Origin of the sequence: Pedobacter sp. B4-66 (assembly GCF_018492665.1) — a bacterium.
Taxonomy (GTDB): domain Bacteria; phylum Bacteroidota; class Bacteroidia; order Sphingobacteriales; family Sphingobacteriaceae; genus Pedobacter.
Map to the genome: position 1 here is coordinate 137756 of NZ_JAFVME010000006.1, position 25612 is coordinate 163367.

General features: G+C 38.0%; 16 protein-coding genes. 11 read left to right on the forward strand and 5 right to left on the reverse strand.

Annotated features, from left to right (window positions below; translation table 11 throughout):
• Positions 1 to 9: 9 nt before the first annotated feature.
• On the reverse strand, positions 10 to 1491 hold the full coding sequence (locus J1905_RS12370; protein WP_214227553.1) for a xylulokinase: 1482 nt from the start codon (positions 1489 to 1491) through the stop codon (positions 10 to 12).
• Between the two features lie 367 nt (positions 1492 to 1858).
• Here J1905_RS12370 and J1905_RS12375 point away from each other — a divergent pair, with 367 nt between their 5' ends.
• On the forward strand, positions 1859 to 2911 hold the full coding sequence (locus J1905_RS12375) for a LacI family DNA-binding transcriptional regulator (RefSeq protein WP_214227554.1): 1053 nt from the start codon (positions 1859 to 1861) through the stop codon (positions 2909 to 2911).
• A gap of 25 nt (positions 2912 to 2936) precedes the next feature.
• On the opposite strand, the gene J1905_RS12380 is transcribed toward J1905_RS12375, so the two are convergent.
• A complete protein-coding gene (locus J1905_RS12380; protein WP_214227555.1) occupies positions 2937 to 5510 on the reverse strand; it encodes a Kelch repeat-containing protein in 2574 nt (857 codons plus the stop codon).
• Positions 5511 to 5838: 328 nt separating this feature from the next.
• Between J1905_RS12380 and J1905_RS12385 the strand changes: the two genes are divergently transcribed.
• The 9 genes from J1905_RS12385 to J1905_RS12425 all read left to right on the forward strand — a co-directional run bounded on the left by J1905_RS12385 (position 5839) and on the right by J1905_RS12425 (position 19950).
• Positions 5839 to 7113 carry a glycoside hydrolase family 99 protein gene (locus J1905_RS12385; RefSeq protein ID WP_214227556.1) on the forward strand — a complete coding sequence of 425 codons (1275 nt, stop codon included), beginning with the start codon at positions 5839 to 5841 and terminating at the stop codon, positions 7111 to 7113.
• A 194-nt stretch (positions 7114 to 7307) separates the two neighbouring features.
• Entirely contained in the window at positions 7308 to 10466 is a 3159-nt protein-coding gene (locus J1905_RS12390) for a SusC/RagA family TonB-linked outer membrane protein (RefSeq protein ID WP_214227557.1), read from the forward strand.
• A 12-nt stretch (positions 10467 to 10478) separates the two neighbouring features.
• Positions 10479 to 12296, forward strand: a complete 1818-nt coding sequence (locus J1905_RS12395) for a RagB/SusD family nutrient uptake outer membrane protein (protein ID WP_214227559.1) — start codon at positions 10479 to 10481, stop codon at positions 12294 to 12296.
• Positions 12297 to 12316: 20 nt separating this feature from the next.
• Positions 12317 to 13033 carry a DUF3823 domain-containing protein gene (locus J1905_RS12400; protein WP_214227560.1) on the forward strand — a complete coding sequence of 239 codons (717 nt, stop codon included), beginning with the start codon at positions 12317 to 12319 and terminating at the stop codon, positions 13031 to 13033.
• Positions 13034 to 13055: 22 nt separating this feature from the next.
• The gene (locus tag J1905_RS12405; RefSeq protein WP_214227562.1) at positions 13056 to 14384 is read left to right on the forward strand and encodes a glycoside hydrolase family 99 protein; all 1329 of its coding nucleotides are present in this window, start codon (positions 13056 to 13058) and stop codon (positions 14382 to 14384) included.
• A 36-nt stretch (positions 14385 to 14420) separates the two neighbouring features.
• The gene (locus tag J1905_RS12410; RefSeq protein ID WP_214227563.1) at positions 14421 to 15554 is read left to right on the forward strand and encodes a hypothetical protein; all 1134 of its coding nucleotides are present in this window, start codon (positions 14421 to 14423) and stop codon (positions 15552 to 15554) included.
• A 2-nt stretch (positions 15555 to 15556) separates the two neighbouring features.
• Positions 15557 to 16825 (forward strand): glycoside hydrolase family 99 protein, encoded by a 1269-nt coding sequence (locus tag J1905_RS12415; protein ID WP_214227564.1) that lies wholly within the window; start codon positions 15557 to 15559, stop codon positions 16823 to 16825.
• A 104-nt stretch (positions 16826 to 16929) separates the two neighbouring features.
• The gene (locus J1905_RS12420) at positions 16930 to 17691 is read left to right on the forward strand and encodes a ThuA domain-containing protein (protein ID WP_214227565.1); all 762 of its coding nucleotides are present in this window, start codon (positions 16930 to 16932) and stop codon (positions 17689 to 17691) included.
• 39 nt (positions 17692 to 17730) lie between these two features.
• Positions 17731 to 19950, forward strand: a complete 2220-nt coding sequence (locus tag J1905_RS12425; protein ID WP_214227566.1) for a DUF7133 domain-containing protein — start codon at positions 17731 to 17733, stop codon at positions 19948 to 19950.
• A gap of 115 nt (positions 19951 to 20065) precedes the next feature.
• Here the strand turns inward: J1905_RS12425 and J1905_RS12430 are convergent, their stop codons facing one another.
• The 3 genes from J1905_RS12430 to J1905_RS12440 form a co-directional block, all read right to left on the reverse strand.
• Positions 20066 to 21313 (reverse strand): MFS transporter, encoded by a 1248-nt coding sequence (locus J1905_RS12430; RefSeq protein WP_214227567.1) that lies wholly within the window; start codon positions 21311 to 21313, stop codon positions 20066 to 20068.
• Between the two features lie 116 nt (positions 21314 to 21429).
• Positions 21430 to 22071, reverse strand: coding sequence for a GDSL-type esterase/lipase family protein (locus J1905_RS12435; protein WP_214227569.1), 642 nt, complete (start codon positions 22069 to 22071; stop codon positions 21430 to 21432).
• A gap of 8 nt (positions 22072 to 22079) precedes the next feature.
• Positions 22080 to 24554, reverse strand: a complete 2475-nt coding sequence (locus J1905_RS12440; protein ID WP_214227570.1) for a glycoside hydrolase family 95 protein — start codon at positions 24552 to 24554, stop codon at positions 22080 to 22082.
• A 256-nt stretch (positions 24555 to 24810) separates the two neighbouring features.
• Here J1905_RS12440 and J1905_RS12445 point away from each other — a divergent pair, with 256 nt between their 5' ends.
• On the forward strand, positions 24811 to 25590 hold the full coding sequence (locus tag J1905_RS12445) for an enoyl-CoA hydratase/isomerase family protein (protein WP_214227571.1): 780 nt from the start codon (positions 24811 to 24813) through the stop codon (positions 25588 to 25590).
• Positions 25591 to 25612 lie beyond the last annotated feature (22 nt).

The following is a 25612-nucleotide window of genomic DNA, read 5'->3' on the forward strand; positions in this document are numbered from 1 at the left end:
AAATACTATTTATTTACCGTTTAATTGTTGTTGAAGAAGCTTTTTCCAGGTTTGGTATTCATCTTCTAATGTTTCGTTTGTTGGCTCTATAAGCTTAACAGGCTTTTTATTACTGAATGCTTCGCTTACAGTTTTAAAAATGTTGGCTCCAATACCTGCTCCCACTGCTGCACCGTAACTACCGTCGTTTTCATAAAGCTCTACCGGTACTCCTGTTACATTTACAAAAGTTTGAGAGAAAATATCACTCATAAAAAGGTTAGAGCGGCCGGCTCTGATTACCGAAGGCTTTACCCCACTTTCTCTTAGAATATCTAATCCGTAACGGAATGAGAAGGCAATACCTTCTTGTACTGCGCGGAAAATATGCGCCTGAGTATGAAGATTAAGGTCTATTTGTTGTAAATGTGCACCAACAATTTTATTATTCAGCATACGCTCGGCACCGTTTCCAAAAGGAAGAACATATAGTCCGTTGCTTCCTTTGGCAACTTTGCTTGCTGCATTATTCATTGCTACGTAATCTGTTGATGAGCCGATTACGTTTTTTGTCCAACGGTTCATGCTTCCAGTACCATTGATGCATAGCAAAACACCTAAACGCTTGTCCTTAGCTGTATGGTTTACGTGTGCAAATGTGTTTACACGTGATTGTTTATCGTATAGTAGCTGATCTGTAACGCCATAGATAACACCTGATGTACCTGCTGTTGCTGCTACTTCTCCAGGTTGAGTAACGTTTAATGAAAGTGCATTATTTGGCTGATCACCTGCTTTATAAGCAACAGGAATTCCAGCCTTTAAACCTAGCTTTTCAGCAATCGATTTCTTTACTTGTCCGTGTTCCGAGAACACCGGTTTAATCTCCGGAATAACACTTGATGAGAATCCGAACTGCCCCATGATATCAGTAGATATCGCATTGGCTTTAAAATCCCAAAGAATCCCTTCTGATAAAGCAGAATTACTTGTTGTAATGTCTCCGGTAAGTTTCATTGCAATGAAATCTCCGGGCAGCATCATCTTTGCTACTTTACTATATGTTTCGGGCTCGTTCTTTTTTACCCATGCAAGTTTTGAGGCAGTAAAATTACCTGGCGAATTAAGCATACGACTTAATACATGCTCTTTTCCTAAAGCATTAAATGCCTCTTCTCCCGTCTCTACGGCTCTACTATCACACCATATAATACTGTTTCTCAGACTATTTTGAGCTTCATCTACAATAACTAGTCCGTGCATTTGGTAAGCTATACCGATAGCCTCTATGTTTAATGGGTTGTATTTTCCTTTTGCATTACAGTTGAGTATGGCTTGTTGAACATGTTCCCACCACATATCTGGCGACTGCTCTGCCCAGCCCGACTGAAGGGCAATAATCTCCGATTCATTATCGGGATATTGGGCACTTGAAAGAATGTCACCGGATGCAACATCAACTACCGAAACTTTGACAGATGATGTTCCTACATCAATACCTAATAGCAGCATGTTTTCTTTATATATTTGGGTTGAAATAAATTATTAATATTTGGTTTAACGAAAATAGTAAAATATTTAATTTAAGCAATCGATTGCAATAAAAATATTTTATGATATTTATCCGATTAATAAATTGTACTATTACTAAATACTGTTACAGTGTAGTTATAGTGTGTTAATTGCTTCGTTATAGCGTCGTATGATAGAGTCCAGCCTAGTGTCGTACCGCCTCGTGATGGTGTGGTATCACCCCGTCATCCTGAATTTATTTCAGGACCTCTCAAGAGAAGGGCAAAGCCGGGATGACGCGGTTGATAAAGCATGATAAAAAACAGCCAATAAAAATAACTAACCAAATAAAAAACAATATATACTGATGAAAAATCAGAAAAGGACAACGATTTATGATATTGCGAAGAAACTAAACTTAAATGCTTCTTCGGTTTCAAGAGCTTTAAGTAATAACAGCAATGTTAGTGAGGCCACGCGGAAACTTATTTTAGATACGGCCAAAGAATTAAATTACAAACAGAATAGTCTGGCATCTAACCTAAGAAAAGGTCATAATCAAACTATTGGGGTTATCGTTCCACGCATCAACCAAAACTACTTTGCTGATGTGATTGCAGGTATAGAAGAGGTTACTTATCAAAAAGGTTATAATCTTGTGATTTGTCAGTCTAATGAGTCTTCTTCAAGAGAGGTTAAGTGTGTAGATACCTTAATTAATCAACATGTAAGCTGTATTGTGATTTCACTTAGTGCTGATTTTGAGGATGACAAACACCTTCAAACTATTAGAGAGCATGGCATTCCACTTATACAATTTGACAGGGTGGCCGAACATCTCGACACCTTTAAAGTATTGAACGATAATGAGCAAGCTTCTATAGATGCAGTTACTCATTTAATTGAGCAGGGTTATAAAAGAATTGCACTTCTAGAAGGACCACAAAACCTAAATATTTTTAGACAACGGAAAGCAGGCTATCTTGCTGCATTAGAAAAACACAACTTCCCTATCCTACCAGAGCTCATTAAGGAAAATGCATGGACTAAGGAGCTTGGAGCGGCTTCAACAAAAGAATTACTAAGTCTTCCGGAACCACCTGATGCCATATTTGCTTCTACTTCCGATTTCTCTGCTTTAGGAGTTCTGGAAGTAGCTACCAAAATGGGATTAAAAGTTCCCGAGGAATTGGGTATTTGCGGCTATTCGAATGAAGCATTTACTGAAATAACAAGTCCTTCTATTACCACAATAGATCAATACAGTGTTAGCATGGGTAAAACAATTGCAAACTTATATTTTCAGGAGATAGAATCGTCAGATAAAGACAACACTCCTAAGATTGTAAGTATAAAACCAAAGCTGATTATTCGCTCATCGACACTCAAAAATAACCCTGAAGATTTAACTACAGATTAGAATACTTAAAAACAGCTACTAAGATTTACTCCAGTATCTCTTGGAAGCTGTGCTTAAATTCTTCACCATATATAGCTTTATATTCCTTGTTAAAGGTCTCGAATTTAGTTTTGGCTAGTGAGTGCTTTCCTAAATGAACCAAAGCCTTGCACTTAATAATCATCGCTTCTTCATTTACCGGATCGAAATAGAATACATAATTAGCAAGATTGATCATAAATTCGGGATCATCGGTTATTTTAATTGTTGCCGCATAGTGTAAATACGCATCTATGATTTCGTTTGAGAGATCAGATTTAAAGGTATCTAACCAATCGTACTCTACGTTTGACAGGAAGCTTCCGCGGTGGATGATTTTGGTAAGTTCATTCACCCTTCGTTTATCCATTTCTCCTTTACTGCTTACGATGTTCAGATACTGGCTATAGTCTATTTTCACTTTAGTATCGTCGAAATCTATCTTCCAATATCCAGTCTGTTTAGAGATCTGACAGCCAGCCATTTTTTCCAATATCACCTTTAGCTTTACAATATTCACAGATCTGTTGTTCCTTGCGCTATCTGCTGTCTTATCAAACCACAGGATCTCAGTTAGTTTTTCGGAACTTATACCTCTTCCCCATTTAATGGTATAAACTAAAACTACCAAAAACAACTCTCTTAGTAATGGAGAGAAATACTTAGTAATATCTTCGCCTTCTTTATCAAAGAGCTGAAGATCGCCAAACAAGAAAATAGCATTTTTAACGAGCTCTCTTTCCTCCGATATATACTGTTCAACGTTCTCATATTGCTCAGACACAGCTTCATCAACAGGTTGTCCCTGAACAGGCGCCTGTACCTTAACTGATTCTTTTCTTTTCCGACTCTTCCGACGAAATAATACAAAGCCAATTAGTGCAAGCAATGGTACAAGAATCAGTAAATACTTACTTTTTAACCAGAATAGTCCTTTTTGTGCATCAGCCAAAGCAGCTTCAGGTGGACCAGACAATGTATATACCTTAACCGAAGTCATGTTGGTTTTCTCTTCATGAAATAGCACAACAGCTACGAACTTCTTGTTTTCCGGACAGTAAAATAAGTCAGCAAATGAATAGATATCATGAAAAGGATAAGGAATTGAATTGCCTACAAGTTTATATGTTGGCAAATGTAACGAGCCTTCAATAAGCTGCAAAGATGAATTGAAGCTATTATTTGGAAATGTTAAAGCGAAATAAGTGCCTTCTTTTTCATTAATCACCATTGAATTTGCAAAAACAAATTCTTCGGCCGGAGGCGCTAGTTCAAATAGCTTTTTAAATGTTTTATGCTTAACATTATAAAAATTGAGGTCATAAATATTTTTAGGGTTTAGTATCTGCTGACCGGTTGCGCTTCCATATCCACCAAGTATATAAGCTCCATCTTTTACCGTCCCCAAAGCTGATAAGTATCTTGGAGTAAATTCACCTGCTGCTTTAATAGTAGTCCATTTTTTATCTGGAAAATGATAACGTTCAATACTTCGTCTGTAGGTATACTGTCCATACCCTCCTATCATATACAATGACGAGTCGATTGCAGAATAAAACTTATTGGGATGCCAGTAATTGGTAATCACATCCGGTGTAGTATAGTTTTTATCCCATGTTTTATTGGTAAAATTGAAATTGGCTACAAGTTTCTGATCTATATAAAAATTGAACAGCTTATCTGTATTTGCATCATAAATAGATTGATTTCCAGCATACAAATGCTGCTTTCCTGAAGAATAGCTCAAGAAAGATAACTTATTTGAAATCACATTATAGGTTATCAATGAATCTTCAGTAACAACATATAAGCTTTCTTTTTTAGGATTTAAAGCCACACTAGCCAGACCTTTAATATTAAGGGTTTTAACCAATTCCCAGTCGTGGTGCATCTTCTTTATCCAGATAGGGTTTACTACTGTCCCATCCTTCCCTTTTATCTTTTCAACAACTCTTGTACCGCCGTTTCCATCAAGGGTCCAATGGAAGCTAAGTTTATCATTCTCAGTAATTTTTACATCTTTTATGTTCATTGGAGGAACATCCTTTACACTAAAATCTTTATAACTATTAGCTCCAAAAAAAACTTTATAACAATTACTTTTTAAACTCACCTTTTGTTTGTAAGATTTGCCATCTGCAGTCATAACAAGCTCCTGATGTTCGGTATTAAATTTAAGCTTCAGATTATGCCAGTTCTTATATAATCTATTGGTATCAATATCAAAAGCTATATCTGTTATTTTATCGCCAACGATAAGTTTGAAATGCTTGTTTTCTAAGAACCTCATATCATAAATAAGGTCTATGTTGCGTTTATCCTGATCAATTAATCTGAAAACATAACCGAAGTAATCTGCATAGCCAGGCATAAACGAAAGGTCGAACGATAACTCGAAACTACGGTCAAAACATAAAGGCTGTTCCGGGCTAAGATCAAGGGCTGTCCTTTTATCCTGAACTACTTCATGGCCGGCAAAACCAAGCCCGTACGACTGGCTGTAAGCAGGTACTGATATAATAAGTAGAAGGAGTAAAAAAGCAGTGCCTATTAAACTTGTTTTCAATTGCAGAAAAATCATAAGGTGAAGCTAGTCAAAGACTAACATTTTTAAGGTCTATTTTATTAGCTATCTGGAACACCAAGATAACTTTTTTGATTAATATTCTTGCCAAGATCACTACAATTATACAATAATTCATGTATTAATATTGTTTCTATTTTCTTTTTTACAGGCCATTTTTACCTATGTAACCATGGTTTTTGAAATTATTTGATGCATTAATTCAATATTAAGTATTTATTAATCGCACAAGAATAAGTTTATCAATAAATACGAAGGATACTCAATAAGGGCTATTCAGCAATAGCTAATTCTTCGGGAGCAAAACAACCAAATTTAACCAAGTATGAATTTTAAAAAGATTATCCTTTTATCTCTGTCCTGCATGTTAATGTATAAAACGCAGGGGCAAACAAAACACAGCAAGCAAACACTTTTTCCAACTTACAAAGGGTTGGTTATGGCGGGCTATCAGGGCTGGTTTAGAGCTGAAGGTGATGGCACCGATTCTAAAAGGTATGCCTATGGAGATGAAAAAAGGAGCAGTATTGATATGTGGCCCGATGTGAGCGAATATGAAGTAACCTATAATACGCCTTTTAAATTAAGCAGTGGGCAACCCGCAAAGTTTTTTAGCTCACACGATAAGAGTACAGTAGATCTTCATTTTAAATGGATGCAGCAATATGGCGTTGACGGGGTATTTATGCAAAGGTTTTTTGGCAATGCAAAGCACAAGGATAAAGCAGCATTAACCATATTAAAGAATGCTTTTGAAGCCGCCTCAAAATACGAACGCGCTGTAGCTGTAATGTATGATTTATCGGGCTTAAGTGCCTCTGGCGAAGATTGCTCTGCAATAATTGAGGATTGGAAATACCTTGTAGATGAATTAAAGGTAACAAACCAGGCAGGTAAGAAAACATATTTACACCATAACGGAAAACCTTTGGTTACAATTTGGGGTGTAGGCTTTCCTGATCGCCCATACAATATCCGAAATATCGGTTTAGAGAAACTAATTGATTTCTTAAAAAATGATCCTGTATATGGCAACTGTTCAGTTATGCTTGGTGTGCCTACTTCGTGGCGCACTTTAAATGCAGATTGTATTAATGACCCTTATTTACATGAATTAATTAAAAAGAGTGATATCGTATTGCCATGGACGGTACAGCGCTACAGTGGTTTGCTTCATAATGACATGGACAGATTACGTGACAATACCATAGATGATATTAAATGGTGTAAAGACAATCATGTAGACTATGTGCCTTGTGTTTATCCTGGTTTTAGCTGGCACAATTTAAGCAAACAGGAATTTCCTGATGATGTAAAACCAGTAGGCTCTATACCAAGACAAGGTGGGCGATTTTTCTGGCAGCAAATAGCTACCACACTTAATGCCGGTGCATCTATGCTATACGTAGCTATGTTTGATGAGGTTAATGAGGGAACTGCAATTTTCAAAGGCTCGGATAACCCTCCCGTAAGTGCATCTACCTCATTCATCAATATGGATGGAAAACCATCAGATCACTACCTGTGGCTAACCGGAGAAGCCGCTAAAATGCTAAGGAACCAAAAGCCCCTTAGTTTAAAAATGCCCGAACTTAAATAACATATAAACCGGAAGTATTTGCGCTTCCGGTATTTTTCACGAGATAATCGCAATCGATTGCTTTAACTCATTAAACCAAATAAACATGACCAATTACAAATCCCTTCCTCCGTAAACATCGTCTATCTTAAGCAAGTCACTTGCTTTAATCAGGCAATAATCAAACAATAAATTAAACCAAAAAGATAAACAGTATGAAAAAATTTAAATACCTGCTTACACTATTTTTTCTATTCCCACTCGTTTTGCTAGCCCAACAAGCGATTACGATAAGCGGAAAAGTAACAGATGCAGCCGGAGGTGCCGGAATACCTGGTGTAAGTATTAAGGTTAAGGGCACAAACACAGGTGCCATTACAGATAGCGATGGTAAATTCTCCATTAGTGTTCCCGGTGCCGACTCATATATCCAAATTTCATTTGTAGGATTTATACAACAGGAAATACAGGTAAAGAATAAAAGAGATTTTCAAATCACTTTGTTAGAAGACAACAAAAACCTGGAAGAATTGGTTGTAGTTGGTTATGGAACACAGAAAAAAGCGACTGTAACAGGATCCGTTTCGACATTAAAGGGGGACGAAATTGTCGTTACAAAAAACGAAAGTGTTGTGAACATGCTAACTGGAAAAGTACCAGGGATACGCGTATTACAAAAAACTGCTGAACCGGGTTCTTATGCCAATAATTTAAACATCAGAGGATTTAAAAGTAATCCTTTAATTGTAATTGATGGGGTAATTGGTGGAGATCAATCGACTCTGGGCAGAATGGATCCAAATGAGATAGAGAATGTTTCTGTACTAAAGGATGCTGCTGCATCAATATATGGTATCAGGGCTGCCGGTGGTGTAATTTTAGTAACAACGAAAAAGGGCAACAAAAGTGGAAAAGTAGACATAAACTATTCATTTAACCAATCGTTTCAAACATTTTTAGGTATGCCTGAAGGTGTTGGTGCTGTTGATTACATGTTGCTAACCAATGAGAAGAGCAAACATGATTTTGACGCAAATTACATTAGCAACCAGCCTCCTAAGTTCTCATACGCTGATATTAAGCCATGGCTTGATGGAACTTACAAATCAACTGATTGGATAGACCTTGCGTTTAAAAACACAGCGCCTCAGTTAATGCATAATTTAAACGTTAATGGTGGATCTGATAAAATCAGTTATTTCTTCAATCTCGGTTATCAAAAGCAGGATGGTGTATTTAAAAGCGGAGACCTTAACTATAATAAATATAACTTTCGCTCGAATGTAACGGTAGACATCACTAAAGGTTTAAAGGCACAGGTGCTAGCCTCTGGTATGATGGATGAAAAAAACCAACCATACACAGATCTGTGGACAATCTACAAATATGCCTGGAACCAGATTCCAACAAAACAGGTATTTGCCAATGACAACCCTTTATATCCAAGTGTTATTGATGATAACATGAACCCTGCAATCATTACTAATGCAGACAAAGTGGGCTTAAAAAAGTTCAAACAAAAAAACTTTGTCGGCCAGTTAAACTTACAATATGATATACCTGGCATTAAAGGTTTAAATGCAAAAGCATTATACAATGTAGATTATAACGTTAGCGACAATAACGAAATTAGAAGAGAGTATACTTTATATACTTACAAAGCAGATAACGATACCTATTTACCAAGTAAAGTACAAAGCCCTTCGCGCGTACGTCGCTCCTACTATACAAGGTTTAATACCTTAAGCTCATTATCATTAAACTATGCTAATACATTTTTTAATGATCATAATATTGCTGCAACGCTTGTATATGAGCAAAGTCATCAAACAGGAGATAACTTTTATGCTCAAAGAGATACTGAAATCCCTGTAGACTATTTATTTGGCGGTTTAGCCAACAGCCAAATGCAAGGTGGAATGGACATAGGCGGATTAACAGATATTGCTTTTCAGAGTATTATAGGAAGGCTAAACTATGATTACAAGGGAAAATATCTTGCAGAGTTCATTTTCCGTAGAGATGGTTCTAATAAATATCAGCCTGGAACCAGTGATCAGTTTGGATTTTTCCCTGGAGTATCTGTAGGTTGGGTTGTAACGAAAGAGAACTTTTTCCGCAATCTTATCTCTGAGAATATCCTTAGCAGCTTAAAATTCAGAGCTTCGTATGGTCAACAGGGTGATGAAGAAGGAAGAGCCTTTAACTATATTAACGGATACAACTACCCTGTAAACTCCTACATATTTGGTACAGGTTCGGTTAATGGGTCTACACAAAAATTGGGTAACCCAGGATTAAGCTGGGCAGTAAATACGAAGAAAAATATAGCTATGGATTTTAGCTTATTTGGTGGAAAATTAGATGGTACTGCTGAAATTTTCAGAAGTGATAGAAAAGGTTTAGCAGCCAGACCAGGCACAGCTTTACCGGGTACTGTTGGAGCCGATGTACCTGACATCAACATTAACAGTGACAGAGTACAAGGTTTAGACCTTATCTTATCTCATAGAGGGAAAATTGGCAATGTAGACATCAATGTTAGTGGTAATATTGGTACTACAAGGGCAACTACATTATTCAATCTTCGTGGTCCATCGGGTAATGAGTATTCTAACTGGAAAGAAAACCCAATAAACAGATATCAAAACATTTGGTGGGGACCCGAATATGCTGGCCAGTTCACCAGTTATCAGCAGATATACAATTATGGTGTTAACATGGGTGGTGGTAATAATGGTGTAATACCTGGAGATTACTACTACAAAGACTGGAATGAAGATGGTGAGATCAATGATAAGGACAATCACCCTATTGCAACCAATGATATGCCACTAGTAAACTATGGTATGACCATAGGTGTGGCTTACAAAGGAATTGATGTAAATGTACTTTTACAAGGAGCATCGGGTGTTTATGTACAATATGATGAATTGTTTGCTGAACCACTTGCTTTTAATAGAAGTTCATTAACGCGTTTTCTAGACAGTTGGCATACTACAGATCCTACTGCTAATATTTATGACCCAAATACACAATGGACACCGGGCTTCTATCCTGCTATGGGGTCGCCAAGGGCGCAAGGAACAAAAGCCGTACAAAATGCAAGTTATCTACGTATAAAAACCTTAGAACTTGGCTACACCATTCCGGCAATTGCGCTACAGAAAATTGGGGTTAAAAAGTTAAGAGTATATGTAAACAGCTACAATTTGGCAACGTTTACAGGGCTTAAAAATTATGATCCTGAACATCAAGGACCAAAGCCAAATGATAGGGATATAAATCCCGGCGATCCTTTCTCTATAGCCTTGGGAGGATACACGTATCCTATGAATAGAACTTTTAATATAGGAGCGAACATCACCTTTTAAACTTATTGAAATATGAAAAGTATACATAAACTAATAATAGCAATATCTATAAGCGCAGGAGCATTAGTAACCTCCTGTCAAAAGTTAGATATTCCGCCTACTAATATTTTCACACCCGATATCATATTTGGCAGTGAGGCTGGCGTAAAGTCCTTCTTAGCTACCATTTATAAAGGATTACCGATCGAGGATTTTAAATACAGACCTGATCAAGGTTTTAAAACCGGCGGTAACGATTGGGAAAATTTCTTTAATTCAGCCTCGGTTACCGGAGAAGAGGTTGGCCCTTTTGGAGGTATGGATATTGGTACCGGATTCGGCTACTGGCCATATGGCGACATCAGGAATGTTAATATCCTGATTGATGAATTACCAAAGCATGCAGATAAATTGGGACAAGCTAATGTAAATGCATTATTAGGAGAAGCTCACTTTTTAAGAGCTTACTACTATTTCGGTTTGGCCAAACGTTACGGTGGTGTCCCTATCGTTACCACAGTTCAGGATCCTGGTTCACCAGTTTCAGAATTACAGGTACATCGTGATAAAGAAGAAGCTACATGGGATTTCATTGGAGCTGAACTTGATCTGGGTTATCAGATGATGAATGAAACTAATGAAACAGGAAGAGCGAACAAATATGCAGCTGCCGCATTAAAATCGAGAGCGATGCTGTATGCAGGCTCTATTGCAAAATATGGTTCTGCAAACTTTGTTGATGGTCCTGCCAGAGCTGAAGGATTTGCCGGTATACCTGCAGCCAAAGCCAATGACTACTTTACCAAAGCTGTTGAAGCTGCTAAATTACTTGAAGGACATTATTCCCTTTATGAAAAAAATGCAGATAAAGTACAGAACTATGTTGATCTTTTCCTTAAAAGTGAGAGTCCTGAAAACATCTTCATCAAACAATACTCTATAATTTCAAATACAGCTCATAGCTGGGATGCCACCATGTCTCCACGTTACATGACAGCTAATGCACTTACCAGGTCATACCCTACTCTGGAACTGGTGCAGCGTTGGGGTGCCTTACAGGTAACTAATTCTGATGGAACACCAAAGCGCTTTAATGATCGTGCAGAAATAATGCAGGGACTTGAACCAAGGTTACTTGCTACAGTATATTTCCCGGGAGCAACCTTAAGAGGTCTTACATTTGATATGCAAAGAGGGATCTATCCTTCATTTAGTGGAACAGCAGCGGCAGAAGTTGCAAAACAATCTAATTCTCGCAGTTACATACTTTCAGGAGATACAAAAACCTTATATCAAGGTAAAATGATTATCGGTTTTACCGGTCCTTGGACAGGTGGTGATGAGCTAACTCGTACAGGTTTTTATGTTAGAAAATATATAGATGCAGCTAAACCAATCTCTACTGTAGATTTGAACAGAAGTGAGCAGCCATGGCTTGACCTTCGTTATGCTGAAATCTTATTAAATAGAGCAGAAGCGGCTATGGAACTTGGAAATGCCGGAGATGCTTTAACCTTAATTAATATGATTAGGTCGAGAGCCGGTGCTACACCATATACTTCTATCGATATAGATAAAGTACGCAATGAGAGAGGTATGGAGCTTGCTTTTGAAAACCACTACTATTGGGATTTAAAAAGATGGAGAATTGCAGATGTAGTATTAAACAATGCAAGGTTTAAAGGCCTTATGCCTTACTATGTGTTTAACGAAAACAAATATATCTTCTTAGCAGAGCCTGAACTATTTCAGCGTAATTACAATTTCGACAAGAAATTCTATTATGAGCCAATTCCGAGTGGGGAGCTAGGAAAAAATCCTAACCTATACCCTAATAATCCTAATTACTAAGAATATAAAATTTAAAAGATATGAAAAACCTGATTAGTAGAATGTTGTTAGGAATAACTATACTGGCAAGTTCTGCGTGTACAAAAATAGATAACTACGATGGTCCAAATGCTTCATTCGAAGGAAACCTTGTTTCGTCGGAAGGTGGCAATTTGCTTACCTCACAGGGTAGTACCCAAATCAGATTGGAACAGATTAGCTGGAGTGCTACACCTTCGCCTCAGGAGATTCCAAGTAAATTTGATGGTACCTTTAAGGATAGCAAATTGTTTAAAGGCACTTACAAAGTGATCCCAAAAGGTGGCGCTTTCTGGCCTCTTTACGATACTGTTACAGTTGATATTAACAAGGGCACAAAACGCGACTTCACGGTTACCCCGTATATTATCATCAAGAATTTCACTGCAACGCTGAATGGCAAAACGTTAACATTAAAATATTTAATGGAAGCACCAATTGGCGCAGGTTTACCAACAATTATAGAAACTCAGCCATATGTTAACAATACCAAACTGGTAGGTGCAGGTGCATCCATCAGAGATTTTTCTGACCTCTATAAAAAATCGATTAATAAAGAGTGGACGGATATGACCGATGCAGATAAGTCTGTTACCATCGATATTCCTGATATGTTGCCTGGCAGAAAGTTCTTTGTAAGAGTAGGAGTTCGCTTAAACGATAGTTTCAAGAGCTCTAATTTCTCTGACATCATTGAAATAGATGTGCCAGCTAATTAATTGAACATAACAAAATATATTGATGAAGAAGTTTAGGATATTGTTTTTCTCTTTTGCAATCATGGCTTGCATTGCATCGTGCTCTAAAAGCGATAAGATAAAAGATTCCGATCCGGAAGTAAAGCCATCTGTAACATCTCAGGATAAAGTCTATGACATGACTGGCGTAGTTTACAAATCTTATACCGGCTTAGTGATGGCCGGTTATCAAGGTTGGTTTGCCGCTGAAGGAGATGGTTCGCAACGTGGTTGGTATCATTATCAGGGTAATGGTGGCTTTTTCCCTGGAAATACCAATGTAGATTTCTGGCCGGATATTACTGAATATACCAAAAGGTATAAGTCGCCTTTTAAATTTGCTAATGGGTCTGATGCTTACTTATATAGTCCTTACGACGAAGAAAGTGTTGATCTTCATTTTAAATGGATGAAGGACTATGGTATTGACGGTGTACATATGCAGAGATTTGTGGGTGAGATTAAATCTTCAAATGCTTCCGGAAAAAGGCACTTCAATAAGGTCTTAGCAAATGCACTAAAAGCAGCTAAAAAATATGGCAGGGCAATTAGTGTAATGTACGATCTGAGCGGTTGCTCAAGTGCCGACGTTGCTTATCTGGAGCAGGACTGGAATGAATTGCAAAGCCTCTTTAAACTTTTTGACAGCAAAGAGAACCCCACCTATTTATATCACAATGGCAGACCTTTGGTAACTATTTGGGGTGTAGGTTTTAATGACAACAGAAAATATACCATTTCTGATGTAACCACGCTGGTAGGAAAACTGAAAGGGCCTAATAATAAAGTGGCAGTTATGCTTGGGGTTCCATATTACTGGAGAACACTAGGTGATGACACCGAAAAATCGCCATTGCTGCATACTCTTATAAAAAAAGTGGATATAGTTATGCCATGGGCAGTGGGAAGATACGGCTCAGGAAATTACAACGAACGAATAACTTATGATGATATTCAGTGGTGTAAAGCTAACAAGGTAGATTATGTTCCATTAGTATTTCCAGGTTTTACCTGGGGCAATATGCACAAGGATGCCAGTCTTTACTATCAAATACCACGTTTAAAAGGCGATTTCTTATGGCAACAAATTGCCGGCGCCAAAAACGTTGGTGCAAAATCATTATACGTAGCGATGTTCGATGAAATTGATGAGGGTACAGCCATATTTAAGGCAGCCCGAGAAGCAGATACGCCCTTAAACGGAGATGAGGGACTTAAATTCGTTGGAATTGAAAACGACCTGCCTTCTGATTATTACCTGTGGTTAACAGGAAAAGGAGCGAGTTGGTTCCACGGCGACCCTGGCTTTACCAGGGTTAAACCAGCTAGATAATGAAGAAATTAATGTTAAACTTTTAAAATAAAGGAAATGAGATTAATAAAAAATATGATGGTATGTTCCATCGCCTTAATCGGGCTTACAGTAACCAGCTGTAAAAAGGAAAAATACACTTCCAGAGACACAAGTCATGTAGTGCCTTTACCAGAGGAGCCGGGAGAACCAGTTGACCCAACTCTTGTGGTATTTGACAATGTTGACGCTAAAGATGGGTGGCAAACTGTTGGTGATCCTGTTATTGAAACTTCGGGAGCAAAAGAAGGCAGCGGATACCTGAAGAACACTATAAAAAGTGGAGATGACTTTATGCAATTTATAAAGCATTTAGCTACCCCCTTAGATTCTAAACTGACAACGGCGAATGGTCAATTCTCATTCTGGTGGTATATATCTGATGTATCTGCTATAAAAGAAGATGGACAAATTGAAATTACCAGTGGTGGAGATGCGGATAAGGATGAGTATGGATGGTCTGTAGCTAAATTATTGCCTACATTGAAAAATGGATGGAATCAGGTAAACCTTAATTTAAGAGATGCAGATCTATCTGGTACACCAAACCCTGCAGCACTTAACTTTTTCAGAGTATTTTTCTGGACAAAAACAAAAGACCATTCTGATGTAATTACCGGTGTTGATGGCTTGGTATTAAGGGCTGTGCCACCGGCTCCTGCCGTTTCATTTGATAATGCAGATAAACCGGATGGATGGGAAACTGTGGGTGCTCCTACTATTGAAACATCAGGTAAAAAAGAAGGAACAGGATACCTTAAGAATACCATAGCTAACGGTGGAGACTTTATGCAGTTTATAAGGAAATTTGAAACACCTGTTAATTCGACTTTCAACAAAGACAACGGTCAGTTTAAATTCTGGTGGTATATATCTGATGTTTCCAATATTAAAAAAGATGGTTCTATAGAGCTGACCAGTTCAGGCAAGGCCGATGATCATGAATCTGCCTGGGATGTAGCACCATTGGTAGATAACTTAAAGAATGGCTGGAATGAAATCACGCTTGACTTTGACAAAGCTATCAATACCGGAGATGGTGGTGCAGACTTCAAGTCCATTAACTATTTCAGGGTATTCTTTTTTACCAATAGTAAAGATCATCCGGATGTAGCTGTGGGTATAGATGATCTTCGCTTTACAGGAAAATAACCATGATCATACAAAAAAATAATATCGCCTTCCTGATGGCCTTATTTGCTTTATTGAGTAGTTGCTCAAAAAAGAGTTCTAATGAAATCACTTCTCCCGACAAACCGGGAGAAGTGATTGACACAACCCCCTCTCCTGTTGGTGACGTGGTTGGTAAAATTACTGTTGGCTATCAGGGCTGGTTTGCAGCAAAAGGTGATGGCTCTCCAATTGATGCCTGGTGGCATTATACTCAGGACTGGGGGAAGATTCCTTCCCCTACAAACCTGGGGATAAAATCATGGCCGGATGTTAGGGAGTATACGGAAACCTTTCAAACTGGCTTTGAAGATCTTGGTAATGGACAAGCAGCAAAATTATTTTCATCGTTTACAACTCAAACTGTAAATACACAGTTTCTTTGGATGCAACAGAATGGCATTGATGCCGCAGCTTTGCAACGTTTTAATCCAAATGGCATTGAAGGTCCGGTACGTGACGCCATAACTGCAAAGGTAAAAACCGCAGCAGAGGCTTATGGTCGTAAATTCTACATCATGTATGATGTTAGTGGGTGGACAAATATGCAATCAGAGATTAAAAACGACTGGACCAATAAAATGTCGGCCTACATCACATCTTCTGCTTATGCTAAACAAAATGGGAAACCGGTAGTATGTATTTGGGGATTTGGATTTAACGACAATAACCATCCTTGGCCTGCCTCAGTTTGTCTTGATGTAATTAATTGGTTTAAAAGCAAAGGATGCTATGTTATTGGTGGTGTACCTACCCATTGGCGTAAGCAGGAAAGTGATTCAAGACCTAATTTCATTAGCGCTTATAAAGCTTTTGACATGCTTTCGCCATGGATGGTAGGTAGAATTGGGAATGCAAATGAATCAGATGGATTTTTTATGAATGTAAATAAACCTGACCAGGCTTATTGTAATGCTAATGGAATTGATTATCAGCCTTGTGTATTGCCAGGTGATTTACAGGAGCGCCAGCGTGCTCATGGAGATTTTATGTGGCGACAGTTTTATAACATGAAAAGAGTGGGTTGTCAGGGAATTTATATTTCTATGTTTGATGAGTATAATGAAGGAAATCAGATCGCAAAAACTGCGGAAAATTCATCCTTTATACCTAAAGGCTCTTCATTTGTTACGTTGGATGAGGATGGAACAGCATGTTCATCAGACTATTACCTGAGACTTACAGATGACGGGGGGAAAATGTTTAAAGGTCAGATTGCGCTCACAGCTGTGCGTCCAACTAAACCGATGTAAGTGTATTAATGCTTTAGTAAAACTTGTCTCTTAAATAATACATTTTATCCGTTACTTAGACAGGTAAAAATCTTTTACCTTTAATACCACTAAAATAAAAACAAATGAAAACCTTAACAAGAAACAACTCTTTAGTCAAAGCATTCGCAATGCTGTCATTAATCGTGATCATGTTCAGTGCCTCAACGGCATCGGCAAAGAAAAACCCAAAAATCCTTGTGTTCTGTAAAACAGCCGGATTTCACCATGATGCAATTGAATTTGGTGTGCCCGTTATCCTTAAATTAGGAGCTGAAAACAACTTTGATGTTGATACCACTACCAATTCAGAAAAATTTACGACCGAGAATTTAAAACAATATAAAGCTGTAATGTTTTTCAATACCACAGGTGATGTTTTAAATGACACACAGCAAGCTGTATTTGAAAAATACATTAAAGGTGGTGGTAACTTTATTGGTGTGCACGCTGCTACCGATACGGAATATGAGTGGCCTTGGTATGGAAAACTTGTAGGTGCTTATTTTGTAAGCCATCCAAGTCAGCAGGAAGCTTCATTAAATGTAGTTAACCGTAACCACATCTCTACAAAACATCTTCCTGAAGTATGGAAAAGAAAAGATGAATGGTATAATTTTAAATGGGTAGCTGATGGCTTAAACGTATTAATATATATTGATGAGAACAGCTATGATCCAGGTAATGGTAAAATGGGTGCTAAACACCCTATGGCATGGTACCATGAATATGATGGCGGTCGTGCTTTTTATACTGAACTTGGTCATACCCGTGAATCTTATGCAGATCCACTTTACCTTAATCACCTTGTAGGAGGGATAAAATATGCGCTGGGTGTGAAGAAATAAACACCCCTGCAAACCCCAAAACACACAAAACCAAATATAATGAGACAAAAAAAACAATGGGTAATGGGCATGCTTTGCATGTCCACACTCGTTTTTACCTGTAAAGTATCACAAAATACTTTAAAACGAGATGCCAATGGTAAGGTAATCGTTAACACCAACCCCACTCCTGCTTATTTAACTCCTCAGGAGAGTTTAAAAACCATTCACCTTCCAAAAGGTTATCACCTCGAGCTTGTTGCTTCTGAACCAATGATTCACGAACCGGTAGCAATCGCCTGGGATGCCAACGGACGCTTATATGTAGCAGAAATGAATACTTATATGCAGGATGCTGAAGGTACAGGTGAGATGAAACCCGTTTGTACTATTAAAAGGCTGGAAGATACCAATGGCGATGGTAAAATGGATAAATCAGTAGTTTTTCTTGATAAACTATTATTGCCAAGGATGATTTTGCCACTTGATGACCGCCTTTTGGTTGCCGAAACTTTTGACAATAGTATTTATAGTTACCGAGATACCAATGGTGATGGTGTTGCTGATGAAAAGAAAATGGTTTTCAAAAATGAATCTGAAAACACAAGTAATCTGGAACATCAACGAAGTGGCCTGGTATGGAATCTTGACAATAAAATTTATGTAACTGTAGAAAACGTTCGTTATAAGTTTGACAATGGGTTATTAAAATCTGAACAACAGCATGAAGGTTCAGGCGGTCAGTGGGGTCTTGCAAATGACAACTACGGCAGATTGTATTTTTCATCAGCAGGTGGAGAGGCTCCTGCAGTAAACTTCCAACAAAATCCATTCTTTGGATATTTGGACCTTAACGGCCAGTACAATGATGAATTTCAGGCGGTATGGCCTCTAATTTCTACCCCTGATGTACAGGGAGGTTTAGGCCGATTACGTCCAGACAGTACGTTAAATCATTTTACTGCTTCTACAGGACAATCTGTTTTTAGAGGTAACTCACTACCTGATGACTTGAAAGGAGATTTATTGATTTGCGAACCAGTAGGCAGATTGATCAGAAGAGCTAAGGTTACAGATACTGATGGTAAAATAACCTTAAAGAATGCATATGATCACGAAGAGTTCATTTCATCTACAGACATGAATTTTAGACCGGTAAACAGTGTAACAGGCCCAGATGGATGTTTATACATAGTAGATATGTACCGTGGAATTATTCAGGAAGGTAACTGGACCAGAAAAGGAACTTACCTGCGCAATCAGATTGATCAAAAGCAATTGGATAAAAACATTGGTAGAGGACGTATCTATAGATTGGTTCATGATGGTATTAAGCCGGATAAAACCATTCCAAATATGCTAAATCTTACTAGTGACAAACTTGTTCCATATCTTTCTCATCCTAATGGCTGGTGGAGAGATAATGCCCAAAAACTTATCGTTGTTCGTGGAGACAAATCTGTAGTACCAGCGTTAAAGGAACTTGCACTAAACTCTCCTATTCAACTAGCTCGTATCCATGCGCTTTGGACAATGAATGGTTTAGATGCCTTAGACAGGCCTACTTTACTGGCAGCACTTAAAGATAAGGATGCAGAAGTAAGAAAAACTGCAGTATGGATTAGTGAAGAACCTATACGTAAAGGTGATGAAAGCTTAGTTATGGCAGTTGAACCATTAAAAAATGACCCAAGTGCTGATGTTCGTTTGCAATTGGGACTTTCATTAAGGTTCAATAATTCTGACAAAGCACAACAAATTATAGCGGACATTATAGCCAATCATCCTAATGACATAGTACTTGCTGAGTCTCATAAAAAATATCAAAGACAAATAGAGGCAAAAGCTACTGCTGAAAGGAATTCGAAATTAATGGCCGCAGCTGATCAGAAATTAATAAATGATGGTGCAATTATATTTAAACAGCTTTGTGTTACTTGTCATGGTTCAGATGGCAAAGGCGTAATCAACGGTGGTAAAGATATGCCTGCTCCACCGTTGGCAGCAAACAAAGATATAAATGGAGATCCTGAAAAAATAATCCGCATTTTACTTCATGGCTTATCGGGCCCCGTTAATGGCAAAGCGTATGCAGATGTGATGCCTGCTCTTGGGGCTAACAATGATGAATATATTGCATCAGTAATTAGCTACATCCGTAATGATATTGGAAACAAAGCATCTACAGTGAAGGCTGCTGACGTTAAGAAAGTACGTGAGCAAACTGCAGGAAGAACCAAGAACTGGACTTGGCAAGAATTGAATGATTTAAAGAAATAGATTACAATTCTTGGTAATAGCAATTATTAACAAGAAAGGGTGCAGTTCAATTGAACTGCACCCTTTCTTGTTTTATCTTATTGTCATCCTGACCTCGAAGAAGCTGGAAGTAAATTTAATGCACTACTACTGGTACAGGTTCATCAGATTCAGATTCAGGTTTTGCCTTTTTTTGCCAAAAGAAGAATATGGTAAATAGAACAATCAGTATTAGTGGAAAAGCAAGCATCTTAACCAATGTATCCTGACCTGCTGCAAGCTGTAATGCTTCTCCAGTAAGACCCGCAGCTGTGTGCGTAGCTGTTGAAGAATCAATCCAGCTTCCAATAAAGGGTTGGAAAATCGAAGTAGAAAACATACCTACACCGCCCACAATCGACATCCCCAAAGCACCGCTCACGGGAACACGCTGAGCCACTGCACCAATCATCACAGGCCAATTGAAACATACACCTAGACCGAAGATCACAGCTGCCAAATAGGCCATTGGACCAGTAACGGTACTAAACATATAAATTCCTATTGCTGCCAAAAATGCACCTCCTAACAAAACACCCGTTTGTCCCAATTTGGCAACAACCGGCCCAGTGAAAAGCCTTCCTAATGTCATCACGCCAAAAGTTAATGCTAACACAAGCATAGCATCCGCTCCACTGCTACTCAAAACAACAGTCACCCATTGATTAGGCCCAAATTCTGTAATCGCAGTCATTGCCATACAGAAGAATAGAAAGATATAAAGCGGGCTAAGCATTGCCTTGAAATTCTTTGAAATGGAAGTTACGCCTTCCACATGTGCCTTTGGAAACGCTTTTCCATAGAACAGGATTGCATAAGCCACAGTTGGGATCATCAGAATCCAGATCTGAGTCTGCCAGGTTGAACCGGCATCGGTCATGAATTTAGAAATCAAACTACCCAACACAATTCCTCCAGGGAACCACATGTGGAACCTGCCAAGCATTTTATTTATTTTTTTGTCGTCATACATGTCAGCGATCATCGGATTACAAGCAGCTTCCGTACAACCGTTCCCAAAACCAATGAAAAAAGTAGATATTAACAAACCTGTATATCCGCCAGCATAAATGGTAAGCAGAATACCCAATGTGTGAGTAATAACCGCTACCTGCATAATAATTTTAGGCCCCACAGTGTGGTAAACGAGTCCCCCAATAATCATGGAAATAGGGAATCCGAAAAAGAACATTGAATTGATAAAGCCTAACTGTTCGGCCGACAGGCCAAATTCTGCTCCTAACTGAGGAAGAATACCTGCCCTGATACTGAAGGAAAAAGCCGTCGTAATGATAGCGAGGCAACTTCCGTTAAATAAAGCACTTTTGTTAATGTTTTCGTTCATAATATAATGGTTATTTGGTTAGCAAAATCTTCTTAAGAGATAGATTAAGGGTTTTGAAATATACAACTTATTTGCTTTTTTTAAAAATACTGTGTTTTTCAATTGTGATAAAAATACTATTTATTAAACTTGATCTTTCTATAGATACGTTTTGCCATAATACGGGCCCCTTCTACATCAGGATGGATTTTATCGGGCATAAGCTCGGGTTTGTTTACCAACAATACATGCATATCTAATACCTCAACTTTATTCTCGTACGCTACATTTTTTATTTTTGGTATTATATTCTTTACAATAACAGCATCCCAAATCCCTGTGGTATCTGTTACAAAAGACACTACAGGTAACAATAATATAACACGAGGATGTGAAGGCAGATCTTTAAATGATTTAATCATGGCGCGATAATCATCCTCATACTCATTTAATCGAGATCTGTTGATCAACTTACTATCATTGCCCCCAAGGTCAATAATTACGATATCAGGATTGCTATGTAAAGCTTTTTGATACTCATTGGTTTTATGATATGGGGCATCCCCGTTTCGTAAAAGTGTACATCCGCTTACTCCGTAATTCTCTACAGCGTAAGTGCTCCCCAAATATTTTTGAAGTTGAGCTGGGAATGAGTTCTGCTCTCTATTCTTTACAGTTGCCCCATAAGTAATACTTGCTCCAATGCAGGCTACTTTAGTAACCGCATTAGAAGTAGTGTAGATACATAGTACCAGCAAGAAACTAAATAACGTTTTCATCTTTCAATTTACTCGCTGATGAATGTATAAGTTTTACCTGCAACCGTATCGAAATCATAAAGAATAGTTTCATTAATAACTGGTTTGTTCAGATTAGCTTTATCAGATATAACTGGCGTAGCTATTTTGTCGATTTGATAAAACTCATTAGGGTTATCGCCTTTTGCCTGTTTAAGTGAATTTCCTTTTATACTATTAGGTACACGCAGGCGACAATTACCACCTAGCTTTGATTTAATGGTAATCTTGCTCAATTTTCCATCTTTCCAGGTGATATTTTCAATTTCGAAACCTCCCGGGGCTCTTAAGCCACTAACACTTCCGTCCTTCCATTCATCTGGCATTGCAGGAAGTAATTGAATAGAACCATCATGAACTTGTAATAACATCTCAGTAATGCCGGCAGTACAGCCAAAATTTCCATCTATCTGGAAAGGAGGGTGTGCATCAAATAGATTAGGATAAGTTCCACCGCCGCTGTTTTCGCCACCTTTATTTAATCCTGTTGGAGTAAGCTGATTTCTGATCAGTTTGTAAGCATGATTACCATCTAGTAATCTAGCCCATAAGTTTACTTTCCATCCCATTGACCACCCGGTAGAAACATCTCCCCTTTGAATCAGAGAAGTATGTGCTGCATCAAACAATTCAGGGGTACGTAAAGGAGATATCTGATTTGCAGGATACAAACCAAACAAGTGAGATACGTGTCTGTGTTTATCATTAGGATCATCCAGATCCTGCATCCATTCCTGTAATTGCCCATGCTGCCCCACTTGCATTGGTGCAAGTCGTTTACGCATGGTTTTAATTTTCACAACAAGATCCTTATCCATATTTAATACCTCTGCAGCTCTTATTGTATTAGAGAAAAGATCAAACAAAATTTGATTATCCATAGTAGCACCGGCAGCAATAGATTTACCTTTGTGGGCACGAGGTGCATTTTCTGGCGACATAGAGGGTGATACCACCATCCATTTGTGAACTGGTTCTTCTACCAGAAAATCTAAATAAAACTCTGCTGCTCCTTTTAATGCCGGATAAACTGTGGCAAGGTATTTTTTATCTCCATTATACAGATATTTTTCCCAAACATGGCGACTTAACCATGCACCTCCCATAGGCCACATTGCAGAAAAAATACCATCAACGGGTCCTGTAATTCTCCAAAGATCTGTATTATGGTGTGTAACCCAGCCACCTGAGCCATACATTACTCTTGCAGTCTCACGGCCCGTCTGTGAAAGATCTTTTACCATTTCTATCAATGGGTTATGCATTTCAGTCAGGTTACTTCCCTCTGCAGGCCAATAATTCATTTCAGTATTGATATTGATAGTGTACTTACTTCCCCATGGTGGATCCATTTTATTGTTCCATATTCCTTGTAGGTTGGCAGGCTGCCCACCTGGCTGAGATGAAGAAATAAGCAAATAACGTCCAAACTGATAATACAAAGCTGCCAATTGAGGATCGTTACCACTAGCAAAATCCATTAATCTAACATCTGTTGGATTCTTTATAGAATCTGTTTTACCAAGATCTATTTTTACACGGTTAAAATATTTCTGATAAGCTGAGATGTGATCCTTTAATAATTGTGCATAGTTTTTCTTTAACGCATTATTCAAATAGGTTACTGAACGCGCGTTCTCATCCGCACTGATATCTTTATAATTTACAAAATTGGTTGCAATAGAAACATAAATAGTAACACTATTTGCTCCCTTTACATTAATCTGCTTATCAGATGATGAAAGCTGCCCACCTTCATTTTTAACTTTTGCTATGGCATTAAACTTAACCTTGCCAGGAACATTCTCTCTATCGCTGCTAATTCCCGACAAATGTATTTCATTCATATTTTGAATTTTAACCACGCCTTTGTGTTCACTTGCCATAGCTGCATTAAATGTAATGCTGTTTGGTTTGCTCGCAGTTAACTTGATCACAATTGCCTGATCAGGTATTGAAGAAAAAACTGTGCGGGTATAAGTAACACCATTAACTGTATAACTGCTTTTTACTACAGCATCAGCAAGATTAAGCTCACGATAATAGTTTGAAAAGTTATCATGGCCAGGAAAGTTAAGGTTTAAATCGCCAACGGGCTGATACTTCATTCCATTGTTCTTTTTCGACTGAATAGCCTTTTCGGCCAAAGCATTTGCTTCTACATATTTATCTTCGAAAAGCAGCTTCCTAACTTCTGGCAAAGCAGCCAAAGCATCAGGATTATCATTTCGGTTTGGGCTTCCGCTCCATACTGTTGATTCATTTAAACTGATTTTCTCGTGTTCGGCATTTCCATAAATCATGGCGGCTAGCCTCCCATTTCCGATAGGAAGAGCCGCTTCCCATACAGATCCTGCAGCAGATTTATACCATAATTTCAGATCTTTTTCCTGAGAAAATGCAGATGTAGATATGCCTATAAATAAAGCATAAACCACGATAATTGTTTTTAGGTTAGTAAACATTGGTTGTTTGATATTTGGTTTGTGTGTAATCGTTTTACTAATTAATGCATAAGCATTAAAAAAAGATTAATATAGGATTAATTCGAGTATGCTTTATGCAATTGAGTGAGTTTTCATGTTCAAACACATAATATCATTTAAGTTTATCAATTATGTTACGTTCCATTTTCTCATTATCTTTATTGACTTTCGATTTCTATTCTAATTATCTTTTTTAGATTGCAGCAGTTTGAAAGCAGTTAAACATAAAAAATGCATGGCAGAACCCTTGGTTTTATATTCAGTAAGTCAGCGTATAGCAAGTATTTCTATTAATCGTCCTGAAAAACGCAATGCCTTGAACCCAGAGCTTGTGCAAGAACTAACTAATTCGTTCATTAGGGCTTCGGAAGATGATGAAGTAAAGGTTGTTGTTTTAAAGGCCAATGGTGCTGTTTTTAGCGCTGGTGCTGATTTAGCTTATTTGCAGCAGTTACAGCTAAACACTTACGAAGAAAATCTTGCGGACTCTGAAAATCTAAAGTGCTTGTTTACCACTATATATTATTTACCTAAAATAGTTATAGCACAGGTAGAAGGCCATGCGATTGCAGGTGGCTGCGGACTTGCTACGGTTTGCGACATTACATTTGCTGTTCCTGAAGCCAACTTCGGTTATACAGAAGTAAAACTAGGCTTTGTTCCAGCTATCGTATCCTGCTTTTTATTACGAAAAACCAGTGAAACTATTGCTAAAAGGATACTACTAACAGGAAGTCTTTTTTCTGCTGAGGAGGCCTTGAATTACGGATTAATAACATTTGTAACAAACAAAGAAGAGATTAGTCATAAAGTGATAGATTTTGCATTAAATTTGTGTAATGAAGCTTCAGCAAATTCGTTAATGGTAACCAAACAATTGATTGGACAAACTACAAACCCTGAACTGGAGAAGAGCTTGTCTTTAGCAGTTCAGATTAATGCCAGAGTAAGAGATACTGAAGATTTCAAAAAAGGTGTTGCCTCATTTCTTAATAAAGAAAAAATAGAATGGTAATGGCCATTGATTGTTACAAATT

Bases quoted from the DNA above. Each gene is read 5' to 3' on its own strand.
- J1905_RS12425 (WP_214227566.1), top strand. From the start codon at position 17,731: ATGAGACAAAAAAAACAATGGGTAATGGGCATGCTTTGCATGTCCACA.
- J1905_RS12435 (WP_214227569.1), bottom strand. From the start codon at position 22,071: ATGAAAACGTTATTTAGTTTCTTGCTGGTACTATGTATCTACACTACT.
- J1905_RS12400 (WP_214227560.1), top strand. From the start codon at position 12,317: ATGAAAAACCTGATTAGTAGAATGTTGTTAGGAATAACTATACTGGCA.
- J1905_RS12440 (WP_214227570.1), bottom strand. From the start codon at position 24,554: ATGTTTACTAACCTAAAAACAATTATCGTGGTTTATGCTTTATTTATA.
- J1905_RS12370 (WP_214227553.1), bottom strand. From the start codon at position 1,491: ATGCTGCTATTAGGTATTGATGTAGGAACATCATCTGTCAAAGTTTCG.
- J1905_RS12390 (WP_214227557.1), top strand. From the start codon at position 7,308: ATGAAAAAATTTAAATACCTGCTTACACTATTTTTTCTATTCCCACTC.
- J1905_RS12420 (WP_214227565.1), top strand. From the start codon at position 16,930: ATGAAAACCTTAACAAGAAACAACTCTTTAGTCAAAGCATTCGCAATG.
- J1905_RS12375 (WP_214227554.1), top strand. From the start codon at position 1,859: ATGAAAAATCAGAAAAGGACAACGATTTATGATATTGCGAAGAAACTA.
- J1905_RS12380 (WP_214227555.1), bottom strand. From the start codon at position 5,510: ATGATTTTTCTGCAATTGAAAACAAGTTTAATAGGCACTGCTTTTTTA.
- J1905_RS12405 (WP_214227562.1), top strand. From the start codon at position 13,056: ATGAAGAAGTTTAGGATATTGTTTTTCTCTTTTGCAATCATGGCTTGC.
- J1905_RS12395 (WP_214227559.1), top strand. From the start codon at position 10,479: ATGAAAAGTATACATAAACTAATAATAGCAATATCTATAAGCGCAGGA.
- J1905_RS12410 (WP_214227563.1), top strand. From the start codon at position 14,421: ATGAGATTAATAAAAAATATGATGGTATGTTCCATCGCCTTAATCGGG.
- J1905_RS12445 (WP_214227571.1), top strand. From the start codon at position 24,811: ATGGCAGAACCCTTGGTTTTATATTCAGTAAGTCAGCGTATAGCAAGT.
- J1905_RS12415 (WP_214227564.1), top strand. From the start codon at position 15,557: ATGATCATACAAAAAAATAATATCGCCTTCCTGATGGCCTTATTTGCT.
- J1905_RS12385 (WP_214227556.1), top strand. From the start codon at position 5,839: ATGAATTTTAAAAAGATTATCCTTTTATCTCTGTCCTGCATGTTAATG.
- J1905_RS12430 (WP_214227567.1), bottom strand. From the start codon at position 21,313: ATGAACGAAAACATTAACAAAAGTGCTTTATTTAACGGAAGTTGCCTC.